We start from the raw sequence: 18901 nt of genomic DNA, 5'->3' as shown, positions 1-18901 counted from the left end.
TCTGCAATGACCTATTTTGATCCCAATGAATCTGTATTCAAGAAATGCAACCACAATGTGGAGGGTGTCCTTCAGACGATTGCTCAGCGTTATATGGGGGCGAATCCTGCACATCCATTTGTGTACAGGTTGTTCTGTAAGGATAGTTTCACACGTATTCACGACTACCGATATGTCATGGATTTTCAGGATAAATTTGAGGATTTGCGCATTGGAGAGTTTGTGTATGCTTGGGCAAAGCTTTGGAGCGATCAGCCAGTAGAGTTGAACTTTGGCATTAGCTGCTATAGTCCGGTTCATATTTACGTGAACGGCACGCGCGTGTTTGCGTCGAATATTTCGGATGAAATGGCCCCTGAACGCAAGAACGGCTTCCGCGCACAGATGAACAAAGGCTGGAACGAGTTTGTGCTCCAGTTCGAGAAGACAGCCAATGGATGCGGTGGTGTATTCGGCACTGGCTCGTACAAAAACTTTCCTTTGCATTTCATCTGCGGGGCGCCGGAGCGTGATGGTCAGGAAGGCTGGATGTATTCGGAGCCGACAAGGCTAGATGCGCAGCAGCTGCTGGCGGAAGGACTGCGCGAAACAGAGGGTCCCGTGCGTTGGCTGCCGAACCTGAGTTGGAGCGAAGAGGCGCAGCAGGGCGGCGTCTTCAAGAGGTTGTTCAGCGCGGAGTCAGGACGTACGGCCATCGCTTGGACAAAAGCGCACAGCAGGGGGCCTGAAGGACAGCCAAGCAGATGGCTTGGCAAGCATGACGGTTCCTTGACACTCTACGTAAATGGCAAAGAAGTGTATTCGGCGCAGGACAGCGGTGAATTTCAAGTTGATATTCCGCTTTCCTTCGGAGATAACGAAATCGTCGTGCGTTCGACTTGTACGCGAAGCGAGTGGGGCTTTTCTTTGCAGCCTGTCGAGGTGGACCATGCGGTATCCTTGATTCCGCCTTTTCCGGTGGAAGGCCTTAGGGATCACTGGTTATATTTGGGCTCTTTTGAGGAGGGCAGCGTACCTGAACCGGAAGAGATCCAATTGTTGAACCAAGTGCATGATGACGGCAGGGGAGGCACCTATTGGAGATGCGACATGCCGAACGCCTGGGTTCGACCATACCTGGAGAATACGCTTTATGCAAAATGGAATTATCCGCTTGGCGTTACGTTATATGGACTTATGCAGACGGGTGCGGCTCTTCGCAGGCAGGATTATATCGATTATGTACGCCGCCATGTGGAGCAAAGCACATCCTTCGACGAGTATTCGTTATGGGACGGAAAGCAGTATGGGGCTGCGGGCGTCAACAATCAATTGGCCTTCATTGACAGCTTGGATGATTGCGGTTCATTCGGCGCGACGATGCTGGCCGCTCTTGAATATGGGAAGATGGAAGGAGCGGAGAAGGTGGCCGCCCGAATCGCCGACTACATAACTCGCGTTCAGGATCGGCTGCCAAGTGGCGCGCTTTACCGGGTGCGCGGAAGCGTAGATTTCATGAAAGATACGCTTTGGTGCGATGATTTGTATATGAGCGTTCCTTTCTTATACAGGTATTCCGCCTATTCGCAGGATGCTTCCTACATGGACGATGCGGCTAAGCAAATCCTCCTGTATAAAGACTATTTATATATGCCGGATCAACAAATCATGTCGCACATCTATGATTTTAAAACCGATCGGCCGACGCTAATCCCATGGGGCCGTGGGAACGGATGGGTGCTGTTCTCACTTGCTGAGCTGTTAGGCGCGCTTCCGGAGAAGCACGAAAAGCGGGAAGCATTGATAGCTTTTTATCGCGAGTTGTGTGCCGGGTATTTGCGATTGCAAGGGGTAAACGGGCTCTGGCATCAAGTATTGACCGATTCTGCTTCGTATGAGGAGACGTCCTGTACGTCCATGTTTGTGTACGCCTTCGCGAAAGGTATTCAGAACGGCTGGCTGCTAGAGCCTGAAGCCTATGTGCAAGCTGTGATGAAAGGCTGGGAAGGATTAACTAAGATCAATATCGATAAGCTCGGAAATATTTATGGCGTATGCAGAGGCTCGGGCTATTCGTTCTCTGGACGTTATTACAAGGATGAACTGCCATGGCTGTTGAATGATACGCATGGGATTGGGATCGTGATGCTGGCGGGGGTTGAGGTTATGAATGTACAGCAGCGAATGAGACGTTGAAGTCAGCTGGGAAATCATTTGTGGAACAACAATAACGGAGTCACGCTGGTTTGCGTGCTCCGTTTTCTATTTCATACACGACATGTTAACTTCGAATTGCTTTATAAATAAAATCAAAAACTTCTTTTTCAATCGGGTAGTTGCTGCTATCTGTTTGTCCGATGAGGATTTCGAGCACTTCGGATTTTGAGAAGGTCATGGTCAAACACCCAAGGATGAATCGCACGTTGTTCGATGTGGACTCAAATTTAAAGACACCTTTGTCTCTACCATTTTCCAAAATACCTTTTAATTTATCTGTTGTGGCTTGAATAAACGAAATGATCTTGTCCGATCTTGCACTATTCATAGCTAGTTCTTGTCTAATGATTTGTGAAAGTTCTCGTTCTTGCCGATAAAAGGAAATATAGACCTCTAGATAATTCTGTAAATCAAGCTTTGGATCCCCCGTCTCGGGAAAATAAGGAAGCTTGCTTAGTTGTTCGAGTATGGCAAGAAATACGTTTTCCTTCCCCCCGAAATGATACGAAACTAGCGGCAATGAAACCCCGGCTTCGTCACAAATTTTTCTAACACTCGTTCCATCATAGCCCAGTTCGGAGAATAGCTTTTTTGCAGACACGATAATTTTATGTTTGACATCAAACTCCTGTTTGCTCATATAGGAATCACCTGCACCTCCGTTTAACAGCTGTTAGTAAAACCTGTCTAGACGAATTTTAAAGGAGATTATAACTTTAGTCAATTTTCCCTTTCTGCGACTCCTTACAAAGGATCGCAGGCTTTTTCGATTGGGACAATTGAATAGTTGGAAAAATTTTAATTGACTGCCTAAAAAGAAGGTCATATAATTGCCTTCATAAAGAGTTGAACGATTGTTAAAAACAAACGTTAAAAATAATTGTTAAAAACAATCGTTACAAAAATAACTCATGGGGAGGTTTACCGAATATACTGATGAATTTCCAAAATGAAGCATGATGAAGAGATCTATCGATTTGTTTGCGAGACTTATGCATAAGAAAGTAGAGGAGAAGCCATGAAACGAAAAATTATGTTGTATGTCATTTTAGCTGCTATGGTAATCGCTGGCGGGGCGATCGGCGGTTATTTCTGGTATCAAGGTCAGAATTATATCTCTACCGAGGATTCCAGACTGGCGGGAAATATATATAAAGTGATGCCGCGTATTACTGGCAAGGTAACTTCCTTACAGGTCGAAGAAGGCGAGCATGTTCTTGCTGATCAGATTATCGGGAAGCAGGATATCAATAGTTTGGCTACGAGCAGTATTGATCAGGCGGCATTGAGATCACCGATAGAAGGCACGGTTATCAAGACATTGATCAGGGCCGGAGAGGTGGCGTCGTTAGGTCAGGCTGTAGCGATGGTCGTAGACACCAATAAATTGTATGTGTCGGCCAATATCGAAGAAACGATCATTAATAAAATCCGCGATGGTCAGAAAGTTGACATCAAATTGGATAATTTTCCAGGCAAGGTATTGACGGGGAAAGTAAGCGAAATCAGCAAGGCAACGGCATCGACCTTCTCACTGCTACCGGCAACGAACACGAGCGGTAATTTCACCAAGGTGACTCAGCGCATTCCGATCAAAATAGCGATTGATGACAACCAAGGTCTTAACCTATTGCCGGGAATCAGCACGACGATCAAAATTCACTTGAAGAGCAATTAAACAAAGAGGAGCCAGTTCATATGAATAAATTAAGTAAATTAATTGTTCCTGCCGTTCTTATGCTTGCTGCCGTCGCTATTCTTCCCGGATGCGGGGCCAAAGAGGCAGCAGAATCGGGTACGTCGGCCGTTCCGGTACAAGTGATAAAGCTTGGACAGTTTTCAGCTGCAGGCTTGAGCGGGAAAGTTATTCCAGACCAGAGCATCAATATTGTCTCGAAGGTTTCTGGTAAAGTTGCTGAAGTCAATGTACAGGAAGGCAGCAAAGTTAAAAAGGGCGATGTGTTGTTTCAACTTGAAACCAATGAATTAACCCAGCAGGTTAAACAAGCTGAATCATCCTCCATAGCTGCTCAAGCGAAGCTCGCCGATACACAGGCAGGCGCCAGAACACAAGAGATTGAAGGACTTCAAAGCTCAATAAATGCAGCCCGCGGCGCTTACGAACAAACGACTGCTGGACTGGAACAAGCTAAGGCTGCGCTGGATCTCTCAACAAGCACTTATAACCGTATACGCAATGCATTCGATAGCAGTTCTAGTGTATCTCAAGCAGATTTGGATAAAGGTACGCTCGATTATGAAAAGGCGAAAGCCAGCTACGAGCAGGCGAAAGGTGCGCAGAAAACGGCTCAAGCCCAATTGCAGGGAGCCGAGGCCAAGCTGCAGCTCACCAAAATCGGACCTACCGACAATACGCTCAAAGCACTTCAGGCAGATGTTGACCGTTTGAACGCGAGTCTTGAGCTTGCGAACAGCGGGCTTAGCAATGCGACAATTACCGCTCCGATCGACGGAATCATCGTGAAGAAAAGCATTTCGCCGGGTGAGCTGGCGCAAGCCGGCGTGCAGATGCTCTCGCTTGTCAATATGGATCAAGTTCAGGTGGAGTTGAGTGTTGCGGATAGCCAGATTTCACAAGTGAAAGAGGGCATGACGGTAGACGTCACTATACAAAACATACCGGATAAGAGCTTTCATGGCGTAATCGCATTCGTTAGCCCGGTTGCGAACACGAACAGCAACTCATTTCCTGTCAAAGTAAAAGTCGACAATAAAGAGGGTTTGTTGTTTGCCGGCATGGTGGCAGAAGTGAAATTGGATGCTGCCCAGCAAAGTCGTGTGGAAGTGCCGAAAAGCGCTGTTGTCAAAAAAGATCAAAAGGAATATCTGTTCACCATGGATACCAATATGGCACATCTCGTTGAGGTGAAAACAGAAGAGAAGAACCAGGATTGGCTGTATGTGCAGCCTAACGATAAAATCAAAGCCAACCAACAAATCATCGTGAATCCTACAGCCAATTTGACTGAGGGCACGAAGGTAAAAGCCGAATAGGAGGCACTCTTATGGCCGATGAATCGGTGGTTACACAACCAAAATCAGAAGGCAACAGTCAAATGTGGTTTTCGCTTATTGCCATCATCATAGGTACCTTTGTCGCTGTGTTGAACAGCAGCTTAATGAACGTGGCCATGAACAAGTTCGTCGCCGTATTCGGTTCGGATCTCACGACCATGCAATGGATCATTACCGGATATACGCTAGCTTCTGCGATGGTCATTCCGATGAGCGGATATTTGGGGGCGAGATTCGGCAATAAGAACTTATTTATTTATTCCGTAGCCGGTTTTACCGTATTTTCCGTATTATGCGGTTTGGCGTGGAGCGCCAACACCATGATTATGTTCAGGATTATTCAAGGATTCGCCGGCGGCTTCATCATGCCGGTCGGGATGTCCATTATTTTCACGACCTTTCCCAAGGAAAAAACAGGTACGGCAATGGGCCTATGGGGGATTGCGGCGATGGTGGCTCCCGCACTCGGGCCGACATTCGGGGGATATCTAATCCAAAATTTCAGCTGGCGGATTCTCTTTTTCATCAATGTGCCGATCGGGATTTTGGCTGTAATATTAGGAAAGATTCTCATGAAGGAGTCGCCGCGCACATCCGGATTAAAATTTGACACGCCCGGGGCGCTTTTGTCCATGATCTTCTTCGGGAGCCTGCTGCTGGCTTTAAGCAAAGGGCAGTCACAAGGTTGGACATCCTTGTTCATTGTCAGCCTGCTGTTTGTTGCTTTCTTCAGTTTAATCCTGTTGATCTGGGTGGAGCTTGGAGCGAAGCAGCCTGTCTTGGATTTGTACTTATTTAAAAATCTTAAATTTACAGTTAGCGTTATCGCGGGCAGCTTGGTCATGGTGGGGATGATGGGCGGCACGTTCCTAGCCCCGGTCTATCTGCAAAGTATTCAAGGGCTTACGGCCATGCAGACCGGGATGCTCTTGATGCCGCAATCGATCGCGATGGCGGTGATGATGGCCATTAGCGGGAAGCTGGCAGAGCGATTCGGGATTGTTCCTATTTGTATTGCAGGTCTGACTATCCTGGGGGTAACGACCCTGCAATTGCATCAGTTGACGGCGGATACGCCGACCAGTTGGTTCAATCTCATATTATCGATTCGAGGCATCGGAATAGGCGTTTGTATGATGCCGTTAACCTCAGCGGGAATGAACGCGGTGACTCCGCAGCAAGTAGGCAACGCCTCGCCGCTTTCAAACGTATGCCGTCAAGTGGCAGGTTCACTTGGGATTGCGATATTTACAGCGATTATGAGCAGTCGCCAGGTCATCCATTACCAGCACATTTCAGAAAGTGTGCCTATTGATTCCATGACGGCAAGCAGTACGATATCTTCTCTCGCAGGAGCCATCTATAGCTGGGCGGTAGATATGACCACTGCCTCGGGTACAGCGACTTCCTACCTGGCCGGTTTCATGCAAAAAGAAGCCTATGTCAGGTCAATTGCAGATACGTTTTTTATTTCCGCAATACCGGCTTTTGTATGTATTCCGTTTGTTTTATTATTTATTCAGAGGAAAAAGGCGCCGGCCGAAGTCAAAGAGTAACGGCTGCGCATGCGGTTTATAAGTTCGAATTATTTTGGGAGGCACAAGACTATGAAGAAAAGTTTATCCGTTATCATCAGCGCGTCTATGGCCGCTACCCTATTCTCAACGGTAGCGGTAGGAGCCGCTTCTCCTAAATCCTCTGTAGATTTCAGTGATTTGAATCAACTGGATGCAGGAACGAAAGCTAAATTTGATGCCATGATTGCCGCGGGTATTTTTGATGGCGTGAGCGACGGTGTGTTCGGACTTCACGATAAAATGAACCGCGCCCAATTCGCGAAGGTAGCCGCTTTGATCTTCGGTTTGAAAGTGGAAACTTCACGAAGCGTCTCCAGTTTCCGCGATGTGAGCGCTGCTGATCCTGCCAATGGATATGCCCTTCCCTATATCGAGGCGCTGAAAGCTGCGAATCTTACAGATGGCTATGGCGACAACACGTACAACCCGGGAGGCGAGGTAACCAAAGAACAACTAGCCGCCTTCCTGATGCGCGGATTGAATAAAGAGGCTGAGGCTAGATCCAATGGGGGAGTAAGTGACAGTACGGTCTCCGGTTGGGCTAAAGGGTACGTCGCTCTGGCTGTCCAAATGGGTTTGCTAGAGAATCAGATTTCCGGTACGTTCGGCGGGAATTCCCCTGCCACCCGCGATATGCTGGTGACATCCTCCTACGAAGCGAAGCGCCAGTATGTGCCGGGAAGCAGAGCGGAAATTAGTTCTGTGGGCAATACGATGGCAGCCAAGGCAGAAATTCCAGATGAGGTTTCGACTACTTATCCTTTGACAGCTAATGCCCAGGCTCAAATCAAAAGCGTCGTACAGGAAAAAACAGCAAATGGCTGGAGAGTCGGGGCTGTGATCAAATTGTCAAATGCGTCCAGTTCTACCGTCCGGATTCCGGATTATGAGCTTCGCATCCAAACGGCAGATGGGACGGTCTATACCCTGCAACCAAGCGCTAGCAATGCGAATTCGATTCTTCCTCAGGGCAATGTCACGCTAAGCTATATGACGGATATCGAAATGAAAACAGATATCAGTTTGAGCAAGCTGCTTTGGGTTGATGTCGATCAAGATGTGTATCCTAAACGGGAGACAGTCCTAGCAAATGCGGCAATTGATTCCATCGTGTGGCGCGGCAATGACGCTGTCATACAGGATTCGGTTTTGTTGGGCGATTGGGGGGCACGGTTTTCCATTCCAGGCGAAACTTCTGCGCTGAAGTATTCAGCCGTGAGCATGTCCAAGCAGTTTACAGGACAAACTCCGACCTATATCGTGGAAGTTCAGGCGAAGAACGAGGGAATCTACGCCGAAACCATTCCGAATTTTGTCCTTAGCGGGAAAGCCGAAGGCAAATCCTTTATCGGAAAACGGGTGGAAGAAACGCCGATTAGTATTGAAGCGGGAGGGCAGAAGTCGATTCATTTTGCAATTACGACCGATACGGATACGAAGTTGAATGCCTTCTACGTGCTATCGGCTGAAAGCTTCTTAAAGCAAGGACAGAATGGACCGATTCAATACTACACAGGACGTATTGGATTCAGACTTCCTGCGAATGATGGGTTTACCACAGGAGCGGTCGGAAGTTCCTATATTTTCGGTACGCCGATGACATTCAAGCAAATGAATGATTTCATTAATCCGAGTCTGAATGTATCGCTAGAAGAACTGCATGTAACGAAAAATGAAGAAAACGGAAATCAAACGGGATTAGCTAAGTTTAAACTAATCAACAAAAGTGATAAGCCAATTCCGGTTCCATCTTTCGGAGCGGAACTAGCCGGCAACGAGGGCAAAACATATGCAGGAAGCCGTCAAACTGTTAGCACACAAGATATAGCTCCAGGGACAGGGATTATCGTCAGTTATGGCTTCACCCTGCCGTCCACAGAGCAAAGTGAGAAATATCAATTGAATGTGCAAGAGGTGCTTTCAAATTCTGCCTACAAATCTACCATTGCCAGCTACAAAGTAAGTATTCAAAACGACAATGATCATAATAGCATTTCATTGTATCCATTCAAGCTAAACCTGAAAAGCTGGACATTATCGCAGTTGACTACGATGGGAACTACTGGCTTTTCATATACGTACAAATTAAATCTGGATATGGACATGGAACGCGATGCGGAAGTTGTGCTCGATACTAACTTTTCCAAGATGAAGTTCGAGTTAGTTGATTCATTAGGACGTTCTTTGGGTTCGAGTTCTTTCCCTTTTACCGGGACAAATCGCCTGGTGAGTGGTAGCCAAAACCTAAGCTTCAGCAATCTTACGCAAGATCAAATTCAAAATAAGGTTTCCATCAAAGTGTATGAAACCGTGAATACACCAACAGGTGAAGTGAATAGGTTCATTACGGAACTGAAATAAGTTGAAGTTAAGAGATTGACGTCTTCTCTATGAGGGCGTCATTTTTTTGACAGATCGCAATCAATACCTAAGATGTAGGTGATTAATTTGGGAAAACATTTTGCAAGCGAACGTAGAAATATGATTATGAATTTATTATATCTGCAGCAACGGGTTACAGTTAAGGAGTTATGCAACAAACTAAACGTTTCCGAAGCTACCTTACGCACGGATTTAAGTCTGATGGAAAAAGAAGATCTTCTCATACGTACGCATGGTGGCGCAATTCTCAAAACTAAAACAGATTGCCAAAATCTCTCTTTAGAGAAAGAGTCACATAATCACATTGAGAAAATGAAGATCTCCCAAAAGGCTTCTCAACTCATTTTGAATAGGCAGTGTATTTTACTAGATGCCAGCTCGACAGCTTTGGAACTAGCTCGCATTCTAGCAAAAGTAAAGCACAAATTGACAGTTGTCACCAATGGCATTCAGGCGGCAATGAACATGAAAGAAAATCCAAACCTTACCGTTATTCTTCTAAGTGGCTTACTTAGCATGGGTTCGTCTGCATTGGAAGGCAGTTATGGCATAGATCTATTCAATCATATTAACATAGACATTTTTTTTACTTCATCAAAGGGATTTACCATTGAGGATGGCTTAACCGACTATAATATTTACGAAGTTGATCTGAAAAGGGCTATGGCGGATTCAGCCGCGCGTATCGTCGCTCTACTGGACCATAATAAAATGGGGAAGACTTATATTTCTTCATTTGCCAGCACCGAAGAAATCGATATTTTAATAACAGACAGTTTAACCCCGCGTTCCTTAATAGAAGATATTTCTAGCAAACAGGTAGAAGTGATTGTTGTTTAAACCTGGCAGGAAAGCTGTATCAACTTCACGAATACTTCAAGGATGGAGGAATTGCGTAATTTCTAAAGAAGACGTTATCTCACATACCACAAGAGTTAGGAGATTAAAATAACATGATCACTCTTCAATATTTTGAGCCATCCGATTTTCAAGAACTAATATCTTGGAGTGGAGATGAAGCATTTTTACTTCAATGGGCTGGAACACAATTTAAATTTCCCCTATCAGAAGATCAATTATTGGAGTATCTCAAAGACTCTAACGATATGAATACATCAAACAAACTTATATATAAAGCAATTGATGTGGAAACCAATCAAACAATTGGTCATATTTCAATCGGGGGAATAGATCGACAAAACCGTTCAGGACGAGTTGGCAAGGTTTTAGTTGGGAATAAGGGCGTACGTGGTCAGGGATATGGTAAACAAATGATCCAGCAGATTTTAAAAATAGGATTCGGAGATCTTAAATTACATCGGATAAGCCTAGGGGTCTTTGAATTTAACGAGTCAGCACTTCTGTGTTATGAAAAATCAGGTTTCATTAAGGAAGGTCTGGTTAGAGATGCGCGTCGATATAAAGATTCCTATTGGAATTTAATTGAGATGAGTATTTTAGAGGATGAGTGGAGAATGGGATTATAACATCGGTACAACAACAAACAAGGGCTGCCTAAATAAGGTAGTCCTTGTTTTGTTTATTATTCACATCACTGATTTGATTCAATACGAATAATTTATTAATTCCAAAATATTACTAATTAGGTTATTATTAATTTCGTGAACTTCAGTACATCATTAAACCTACATAAGGGAGGATTCCATCCCTCATCATGAATCAATTACCTTTAGCATTATTTTATGTTTCGTACTATTTTACTTAAAGGTGTAGAATACCAGCATACTAATTCTTTACTAAATAGGACGGTGATTTGTATTGAGGAAACTAATAAAAATGCTCGGAATCGTATTCATTTTTGGGTTTTAACTTAAACAACATTAACTATGGCTGGTTAGCGTGGATTGCAATAATAAGTTTATTTTTTGTTCTTTATAGAAATAAGCTACAGTATTCAGGATGGTATATTGGTAAAAGAAGAGAGAAATTATCCCAAACGACAACTCTTATACTAGTTGCTTCTTCCATGTTGTTGATGATTATTACCCCTCTATTAAAGTAACGCAGAACGTTAAACTCTATAAAGGAATTAAGCGTCAAGTCTCCACCACTGCAATTAAACCGCTGATCATAATAAACGGATAGAGGTGGTAGTTATGAGAATTTCAATCTTAGTAGCTGGAACAAGTTTCTTATTTTCTGGATCATTATTATTTGGTGCGGTGTATTTGGCAATTGCTAATCATGTCCCGCATATGGGGGGATGGAGCGATCCTCCTGGAAAATTATCATTGGCATTGGACGAAACGATGTTAAGAACACCCTATATAATTAGCATTTTGTTTATGATTATTGGTGTAATTTTGTTAGCGACTGCTATTATAAGAGAGTTATCGAATAAACAATAATGAACGAGGCTGCCAGCACAATCGGCAGCTTTTTTAAGTATACGGGATAGTTTAGTTATAAGAATACCTTACTTTCATATTTATGGTAGAATAACCCAAGCAGGGAGGGTCTGATGTGAATATTGAAATGACACTGGTACCTTATGAAGAGAAGTCGGTTCTATACAATCTCATTCAGCTATATCGTTACGACAGCAGCGAGTTCGACGGACATGTACTTAATCATCATGGGATGTACCTGTACAAATATTTCGATCATCAATGGACTGACGAATATCGACGTCCATTTATAGTGAAAGTTGATGGAGAAATTTTCTATCAAGAACAGATTCTACAAAATGAAAAATGGAATGGTCCTGTTTTTGTTTTTGAGTCAGCATATTAGTAAAGGAGCAGTACGTTATATGAAACAGATTTCCCTTCGCCAATCGCAAAATTCCGATGTTGAGACAATTGCTAATTTACGGGCAGTTGTACTACGAAATGATTTAACTAGGTTAGGAAGGTTTGATGAAGAGAAGGTCCGTCAACGCTTCCGTAATTCATTTGACCCCGTTCACACTTGGATTATTGAGTCGGATTCTTCTTTTGTTGGCTGCGTAGCTCTTAAACCAACGTTAGAAGGTTACTTATTGGAACATTTTTATGTTCATCCCAATTACCAAGGTAAAGGGGTCGGCAGTCATGTATTAAAAAAATTGCTTGAACAAAATGATGTAAAAGGGAAACGTGTAACATTAAATGTCTTACAAGGAAGCTCTGCTAAACGTCTTTATGAACGGTTTGGTTTCAAAGTTGATAGTGAGGATCTCATAGACGTTTACATGTCTTTGCATGTAGAGGAAAATTTCAGAACCGACTAAGCATTAAACTGATATTGGTTCTCCTTAACTCAATCACAGAGAGGTTTTGATTTTAAATGAATTTTGGAACATTTCCAGTATTACAGACTGAACGATTTCTGCTGCGTCAGATGTCAGTTGAAGATACACCTGCGGTATTTGAGATTTTTTCCGATGCAGATGTTACAAAAGATATGGGCGAAGACCCCTTTAAAAGTATTGAACAAGCAGAGGATTTAATTCATTTTATGAACAACTTGTTTATTGAAAATAAAGCTATCCGTTGGGGAATTATTAATAAAGAGGATAATACTATAATTGGGACTTGTGGATACAATGGTTGGGAGATTCATCGAGGTTCACGTGGAGAAATAGCCTATGATCTGGGCAAAAAATATTGGCGAAAAGGTTATATGACTGAAATATTAAAAAGCTTAATTTCCTTTGGCTTTGAAACAATGGGACTGTATCGAATAGAGGCATTTACGAATGTAGATGCTACCCCATCTATAAATTTATTAAAAAAAGCTGGTTTTAATCAAGACGGTGTACTTAGAGGATATTCTTTCTCTCATGGGGATTATGTCGATAACCTGTGTTTCTCTCTTTTAAAAAGTGAGTGGAAATAAAAATCTGCAAAGATGGGGGTTTATTGGTGTTTTCTAATGAAAATCTAGAGGTTGGAATAGACTTTGCTTATGATTATAAAGAAAATAATGTTTACAGAGATAGTTTTAATCAACTAGCAAATTTAGTTTTTGGTATTCATTTTGAAGATTGGTATCAAAAAGGATTCTGGGATGATCGTTATATCTGCCATTCATTCCTCAAGGATCATGAAGTTATTGCCAATGTATCTATTAGTAAAATGGACTTACTAATAGAAGGTGTAAATAAAAAAGCGATTCAAATTGGAACGGTTATGACTCATCCCGATTACAGGGGGAAAGGGCTTTCTGGCATATTGATGAGGCATGTTCTCGATATGTACGAGCAAGATTGTGATATCTTCTTCTTATTCGCTAATAGCACGGCAATTGAGTTTTATCCAAAGTTTGGATTTGGATCTTTTTGTGAATCACAATTTATACTTAATTATCATCCCATTCCAAATGCTAATAGCCGTTTACGCAAGCTGAATTGTTCCAATGAGTCAGACTTGGCATTTATCCAAAGAAGTGTTTTGTCCCGTAAACCTATTTCAGAACAATGTGGGGTTAGTAATAACCAAGGGCTCTTTATGTTTTATGCAATCAAAGTATTTCCAGAATCCATCTATTACTCGCAAGAGGACGAGGTCATAATCGTCTATCAACAAGAAGGTCATACGCTGCATCTATATGATGTAGTTAGCCAAGGTGATGTTAATTTAAACCGATTGCTTAATCAAATTGCTAATGAGCAAACAGAATATATTCATTTTCATTTCACACCGGACCGATTCACAGAGAAAGCGCAGCATAAGCAGATGGACAATAATGAGGATAAGCTCTTTATGAAGGCTAACTTTATCTTAGATAAAAATTTGATATTCTGTGTGCCTGCATTAGCGCATGCTTAAAATTGAAATCAAATTGCCTATAAAAAATCCGCCGAAATGGCGGATTTTTATTTTTCAGCGAAATAACGGGGTTGCGTCGCACTTTATTCAAATATTAGTTGCATTTATAGCTCTTATGAGTCATTTCAATTAATCGGCTTCCAAGTATACTTTAGACAGTTAATCTGTTTTGGTTAAGAAAGGGAGCAGGAATAAACGATGAGCATTGGTGTTGAACTGGGGAATGGACGGCCACAACAGACTAAAGTACAAAACCTATATGCGGCTGTCTGGCGGTGGCATTTTTATGCGGGGATGATTTTTGCGCCATTCTTAGTCATTTTGGCTGTGACTGGAGGCATCTATGTATTCAAACCACAAATTGAGTCCCTTATGTACAAAGACTATTATTATGTGCAGCAAGGACAGCAGCAATTAACGGTACAAGAGCAAATTCAGAAAATGAATGCAGCCTATCCGGAAGCGAAATTGAATAAAGTAAAACCATCGTTTGCACCTAATCGTTCTTCTGAATTCGAAGTGAAGAGTGAGGGGCAGTCTTTGTTGATCTTTATCAATCCCTACAATGGGCAAGTGTTAGGGGATCTTAATCCGGATACGAAGCTCATGCAGTACATTCGTGAGTTCCATGGGAAACTGATGATTGGCAAGACCGGTGATCGAATTATTGAATTATCTGCATGTTGGGCGATGATTCTACTCGTCACAGGCCTCTACTTATGGTGGCCGAGAGGCAAGCAATCGATCTATGGGATCATTCTTCCGCGAATGAATAAAGGGAAACGGATGTTCTGGCGAGATCTGCATGCCGTGACGGCTTTCTGGCTATCTCTTTTCATAGCAGCACTGATTGTAACAGGACTGCCATGGTCTGGTTTTATGGGTACCTATTTGAATAAAGCAGCTACATACCCTCAGGGCATGTTCTCTTTCGATCAGCGGAAGCCGGAGTCTACAGTACCGACCAAGGATGTGGTCAAAGGTGTTCCATGGGCAGCGGAGCAGCTTCCTATTCCGAATTCAGCTCCAGGCGCGAATGGTTCCATTTCGATCGAGCAGGTGATGGATATTGGTAAAAGCAAAGGGCTCGCCCCTGGTTATCAAATTGCTCTTCCGGCAGGTGAGAAAGGGGTATACACACTCTATTCGACGACTGGAGATCCGAAGCAACAAACGACGCTTCATATTGATCAATATAGCGGGAACGTACTGGCAGATCAGCGATTTCAGGATTTCAGTTTCATGGCCAAAGCCATAACTATAGGAATTGCGCTGCACCAAGGTGAGTACTTTGGAGCCACGAATCAGATTATTTGCTTAATGGTCTGTCTGGGTATTATTCTCGTCGCTGCAAGTGGAGTTGTCATGTGGTGGTTAAGAAAGCCAGAGGGGAGAGTAGGGGCACCAGCACTGCCAAAAGACTTCAAAATGGTAAAATGGGTAGCGTTGATTACCATTGGATTAGGGATTGTTTTTCCTTTAGTAGGAATTTCTCTCCTTATTGTTCTGATCTTGGATGGGTTAGTGCTTCGCAGATTACCTGCTTTAAAGAAGGTTCTAGGTTAATCAATTATACATAATTCATAAAAAAATAAAGGAATTGAGGCGATACCTTCATGAAACGTATCCGCGGCAAAGTATTAATTTTATGGACTTTACTCATTTCTATTATTCCAAGCTTAACGGTTTCCGCACATGAACACGGAGGGGACTCATCGGCTGAAGGGCAGATGGGTCCTTCGGAGCTGACGATAAATACAAGTATCATTTCACTTATATTTGTGTTGTTGGTAGCTGTTGTTCTCATCTTTCATTTAAGAGCAAAAGGCGCGTATTTGACTAAAATGACCGGCATGATGGCAGCTATGACAATTGCCATGGTATCAAGCTTGGTTGTTGGGACCATAGCGGGAATTCTCATGACGACATTGTTTGTTCCAACCGTAATTGGGGTCACTTTTGGTATGTTCGTTGGGTACGTATCAGGAAAGTCCTTGCATATGTTAGCCTCGCTTGACGGCATGTTGGCTGGCTTGATGGGAGGTATGATGGGCGCCATGTTGGGCGTTATGGTGATCTCAGATTATCCGACACTTACCATTATTTTCATGGATATCGTGATGGCGATTTCAATGTTGTTTCTGTATAAGCTGTTGGATCACGAAGAAATGGTTAACGCGAAGAATGATATTTCTGGTGAGTCTTGCTGTTAACAGACGGAAGTTCATAGATCTGCTACAGGATATTCAAATCCTCGCCACATTCTTTGTGAAAAAAATCACATATCTTCTTGCGTATCGTTTATAATGCCAATATATCGTTAATTACCACTAGAAATTACGCCATGGAGGGATGGATGGCTATGAATCCGAATGATGAAAATAAACGAATTGTTAAGCAGGAAAAGCGACTGATTATTCTGTGCATCACTGTGGCGGGCATTATGCTGCTGTCTTTATCCAAGTATCTCTTTAAATAATAACAATTGTTAATTAGCCAAGCTTCTGGAGGGGGAATCACCATGTTATTAGCTAGCTACGATCCAGTCATGTATAGCCGAATGCTAACAGGGCTAACTCTTGCATTTCACATTATTTTCGCTACCATCGGGGTAGGGGTTCCACTTATGATTGCTCTTGCGGAGTGGATCGGCATTAGACGCAATGATGAGCATTATCTGCTTATGGCAAGGAGGTGGGCCCGCGGCTTTGTCATTACTGTGGCCGTAGGTGTTGTAACGGGAACCGCAATTGGGCTGCAGCTCAGTCTGCTGTGGCCTAGCTTTATGAAAGTAGCCGGTCAATCGATCGCAATCCCGCTCTTCTTGGAAACTTTCGCTTTCTTCTTTGAAGCGATATTCCTCGGGATTTACCTCTACACCTGGGATCGCTTTAAGAATAAAATGACACACTTCTGGATGCTCATTCCAGTCGTCATTGGCTCATCCGCATCTGCGTTCTTTATTACGGTTGTCAATGCCTTCATGAATGCACCAGCAGGTGTGACCGTGGTAGATGGCAAAATTACCGATATTTCTCCCTTCGGCGCCATGCTGAGTCCGGCGATGCCGACCAAGGTTTCACATGTACTCATTACAGCTTACCTGACCTGTGCCTTCATTCTAGCCGCTATTTCAGCGTGGTCCTTGCTCAAGGGCCGCAATCATGTGTATTACAAAAAAGCCCTCAAGCTCACCATGATATCTGCTAGCGTATTCCTGCTTTCAAGCGCGATAATAGGAGACTTGTCGGGTAAATACTTGGCGAACTATCAACCGGAGAAGCTGGCCGCGATGGAGTGGCATTTCGAAACGTCGAAACAAGCTCCACTGGTCTTAGGAGGAATCTTGACTGACGATAACGAGATCAAATACGGAATTAAAATCCCGTACGCACTCAGTATTCTCGCGCATGGACTGCCTAATGCCGAAGTCACAGGACTTAATGATATACCAGCTGACGAAACGCCTCCGCTTTGGATTCATTATTTGTTCGATTTGAAAATGAGTTTCGTTGCCATGATGGTCGTGGTCGCATTGGCGTTCTTATTGTTATTATGGCGCAAACGGTCACTTGTTTATTCGAATAAATGGCTGCTGCGCGGCATCATTCTTGCTGCTCCGCTGGCGATGCTGACGATCGAGCACGGCTGGATCTTCGCGGAGGTTGGTCGCCAACCATGGATACTTCATGGCATCATGAGAACCACCGAAGGAGCCACGGTCTCAGATCACGTGGATACGATGCTTATCGTCTTCGCACTTCTCTATATTGTTCTTGGATTGACGGCCGTCCGGGTGCTGACACGCATGTTCCGCAACAATCGGGCTGAAGATGAAATCGCGGCAAGAGGGATAGAAGGGGGCGGCAAACAATGAGCTATGAAGTAATTGGAATTACTGTGTTATGGGTATTCCTGTTCGGCTATTTAATTGTAGCTTCCATTGACTTTGGCGCGGGCTTCTTCAGCTACTACAGCACGATAACGGGGAAACGGCACCTGATCAACAATGTGATCAAGCGTTATCTTTCCCCCGTGTGGGAAGTAACGAATGTGTTTCTTGTCTTTTTCTTCGTTGGCTTTGTTGGGTTTTTCCCTGATACGGCCTACTATTACGGCACGGCGCTATTACTCCCTGGCAGCGTAGCGATCATCCTGCTCGCCATCAGGGGATCGTACTATGCCTTTAGCAACTATGGGAGCAAGAAGGACAGTCGCTTTTACTTGTTCTTGTACGGGGCAAGCGGACTTCTTATACCAGCTTCGCTTTCAACCGTCTTAACCATTTCCGAAGGCGGCTACATCGCTGTGGACGATAACAACCAGGTAACATTCCTGTTCAGCAGGCTGTTCACGAGCACCTACTCTTGGACCGTAGTTTTGCTCGCACTTGTGAGCGTGCTCTATATCTCAGCGATGTTCTTGTGTTACTACGCCAATCGGGCGAATGATCGAGGAGCGTTCGAGGTCGTGCGGAAATATGCGATCGCTTGGAGCGGACCGACCATTCTAAGCAGCTTGCTTGTTTTCTTCGCGATCCGAGGACATAATGCGGGACATTTTCAGCGTATGGAGGACTATGCTTGGATGTTCGTTCTATCTTTTATCTGCTTCCTTGTGGCGATTTATCTGGTATGGGCGCGCAAACGGCTGGGGCTGTCATTCATCTTCGTCTTGCTGCAGTTTGGATTTGCCTTCTTTGGTTATGGGGCAGGACATTTACCGTACATTTTGTATCCCTACTTAACAATCTATGATAATTTCACCAGCGAACCAATGGCGATTGCGTTGATTTCTGTCTTCGTTTTGGGCCTTCTGCTGCTTATTCCATCTTTGTATCTTCTTATGCGTCTATTCTTATTCGATGCCAATTATGTTCAGGGCAAGCGAAACAAATAATATCACGATCATTTTTCCATGAAGGAAAGAAGGGGGTTC

Annotated in this window: 17 protein-coding genes; 16 read left to right on the top strand and 1 reads right to left on the bottom strand. The window is 43.7% G+C overall.

The window, feature by feature from the left end:
• Positions 1-6 precede the first annotated feature (6 nt).
• Complete coding sequence (locus HQN90_RS08125; protein ID WP_173217275.1) at positions 7-2175, top strand: glycoside hydrolase family 88/105 protein; 2169 nt, start codon at positions 7-9, stop codon at positions 2173-2175.
• An 85-nt stretch (positions 2176-2260) separates the two neighbouring features.
• Here the strand turns inward: HQN90_RS08125 and HQN90_RS08120 are convergent, their stop codons facing one another.
• The gene (locus HQN90_RS08120; RefSeq protein WP_173217274.1) at positions 2261-2836 is read right to left on the bottom strand and encodes a TetR/AcrR family transcriptional regulator; all 576 of its coding nucleotides are present in this window, start codon (positions 2834-2836) and stop codon (positions 2261-2263) included.
• Between the two features lie 378 nt (positions 2837-3214).
• Between HQN90_RS08120 and HQN90_RS08115 the strand changes: the two genes are divergently transcribed.
• The 15 genes from HQN90_RS08115 (at position 3215) to HQN90_RS08045 (ending at position 18862) form a co-directional block, all read left to right on the top strand.
• Positions 3215-3874, top strand: a complete 660-nt coding sequence (locus HQN90_RS08115; RefSeq protein ID WP_173217273.1) for an HlyD family secretion protein — start codon at positions 3215-3217, stop codon at positions 3872-3874.
• 20 nt (positions 3875-3894) lie between these two features.
• Positions 3895-5211, top strand: a complete 1317-nt coding sequence (locus HQN90_RS08110; protein WP_173217272.1) for an efflux RND transporter periplasmic adaptor subunit — start codon at positions 3895-3897, stop codon at positions 5209-5211.
• An 11-nt stretch (positions 5212-5222) separates the two neighbouring features.
• Entirely contained in the window at positions 5223-6788 is a 1566-nt protein-coding gene (locus tag HQN90_RS08105) for a DHA2 family efflux MFS transporter permease subunit (RefSeq protein ID WP_173217271.1), read from the top strand.
• A 51-nt stretch (positions 6789-6839) separates the two neighbouring features.
• Positions 6840-9170: an S-layer homology domain-containing protein gene (locus HQN90_RS08100; protein ID WP_173217270.1), complete on the top strand. Its 2331-nt coding sequence runs from the start codon at positions 6840-6842 to the stop codon at positions 9168-9170.
• Positions 9171-9257: 87 nt separating this feature from the next.
• Positions 9258-10031, top strand: coding sequence for a DeoR/GlpR family DNA-binding transcription regulator (locus tag HQN90_RS08095; RefSeq protein WP_246362147.1), 774 nt, complete (start codon positions 9258-9260; stop codon positions 10029-10031).
• A 113-nt stretch (positions 10032-10144) separates the two neighbouring features.
• Positions 10145-10678 carry a GNAT family N-acetyltransferase gene (locus HQN90_RS08090; protein WP_173217269.1) on the top strand — a complete coding sequence of 178 codons (534 nt, stop codon included), beginning with the start codon at positions 10145-10147 and terminating at the stop codon, positions 10676-10678.
• 630 nt (positions 10679-11308) lie between these two features.
• Positions 11309-11560 carry a hypothetical protein gene (locus tag HQN90_RS08085; protein ID WP_173217268.1) on the top strand — a complete coding sequence of 84 codons (252 nt, stop codon included), beginning with the start codon at positions 11309-11311 and terminating at the stop codon, positions 11558-11560.
• Between the two features lie 115 nt (positions 11561-11675).
• A complete protein-coding gene (locus HQN90_RS08080; protein WP_173217267.1) occupies positions 11676-11945 on the top strand; it encodes a hypothetical protein in 270 nt (89 codons plus the stop codon).
• Positions 11946-11964: 19 nt separating this feature from the next.
• Positions 11965-12423 carry a GNAT family N-acetyltransferase gene (locus HQN90_RS08075; RefSeq protein ID WP_173217266.1) on the top strand — a complete coding sequence of 153 codons (459 nt, stop codon included), beginning with the start codon at positions 11965-11967 and terminating at the stop codon, positions 12421-12423.
• 56 nt (positions 12424-12479) lie between these two features.
• Positions 12480-13031, top strand: a complete 552-nt coding sequence (locus HQN90_RS08070) for a GNAT family N-acetyltransferase (RefSeq protein ID WP_173217265.1) — start codon at positions 12480-12482, stop codon at positions 13029-13031.
• A 26-nt stretch (positions 13032-13057) separates the two neighbouring features.
• On the top strand, positions 13058-13963 hold the full coding sequence (locus HQN90_RS08065; protein ID WP_173217264.1) for a GNAT family N-acetyltransferase: 906 nt from the start codon (positions 13058-13060) through the stop codon (positions 13961-13963).
• Positions 13964-14161: 198 nt separating this feature from the next.
• Complete coding sequence (locus HQN90_RS08060) at positions 14162-15529, top strand: PepSY-associated TM helix domain-containing protein (protein WP_173217263.1); 1368 nt, start codon at positions 14162-14164, stop codon at positions 15527-15529.
• A 50-nt stretch (positions 15530-15579) separates the two neighbouring features.
• Positions 15580-16176: a hypothetical protein gene (locus HQN90_RS08055; RefSeq protein ID WP_173217262.1), complete on the top strand. Its 597-nt coding sequence runs from the start codon at positions 15580-15582 to the stop codon at positions 16174-16176.
• A 308-nt stretch (positions 16177-16484) separates the two neighbouring features.
• Complete coding sequence (locus HQN90_RS08050; RefSeq protein WP_173217261.1) at positions 16485-17840, top strand: cytochrome ubiquinol oxidase subunit I; 1356 nt, start codon at positions 16485-16487, stop codon at positions 17838-17840.
• Positions 17837-18862, top strand: coding sequence for a cytochrome d ubiquinol oxidase subunit II (locus HQN90_RS08045; protein ID WP_173217260.1), 1026 nt, complete (start codon positions 17837-17839; stop codon positions 18860-18862). The genes HQN90_RS08050 and HQN90_RS08045 overlap by 4 nt, the downstream gene beginning before the upstream one ends.
• Positions 18863-18901 lie beyond the last annotated feature (39 nt).

Source organism: Paenibacillus alba, from assembly GCF_013204855.1.
Taxonomy (GTDB): Bacteria; Bacillota; Bacilli; order Paenibacillales; family NBRC-103111; genus Paenibacillus_E; species Paenibacillus_E alba.
The sequence above is the reverse complement of the archived record's forward strand: the minus strand, read 5'-3'. Positions and strand labels throughout refer to the sequence as shown.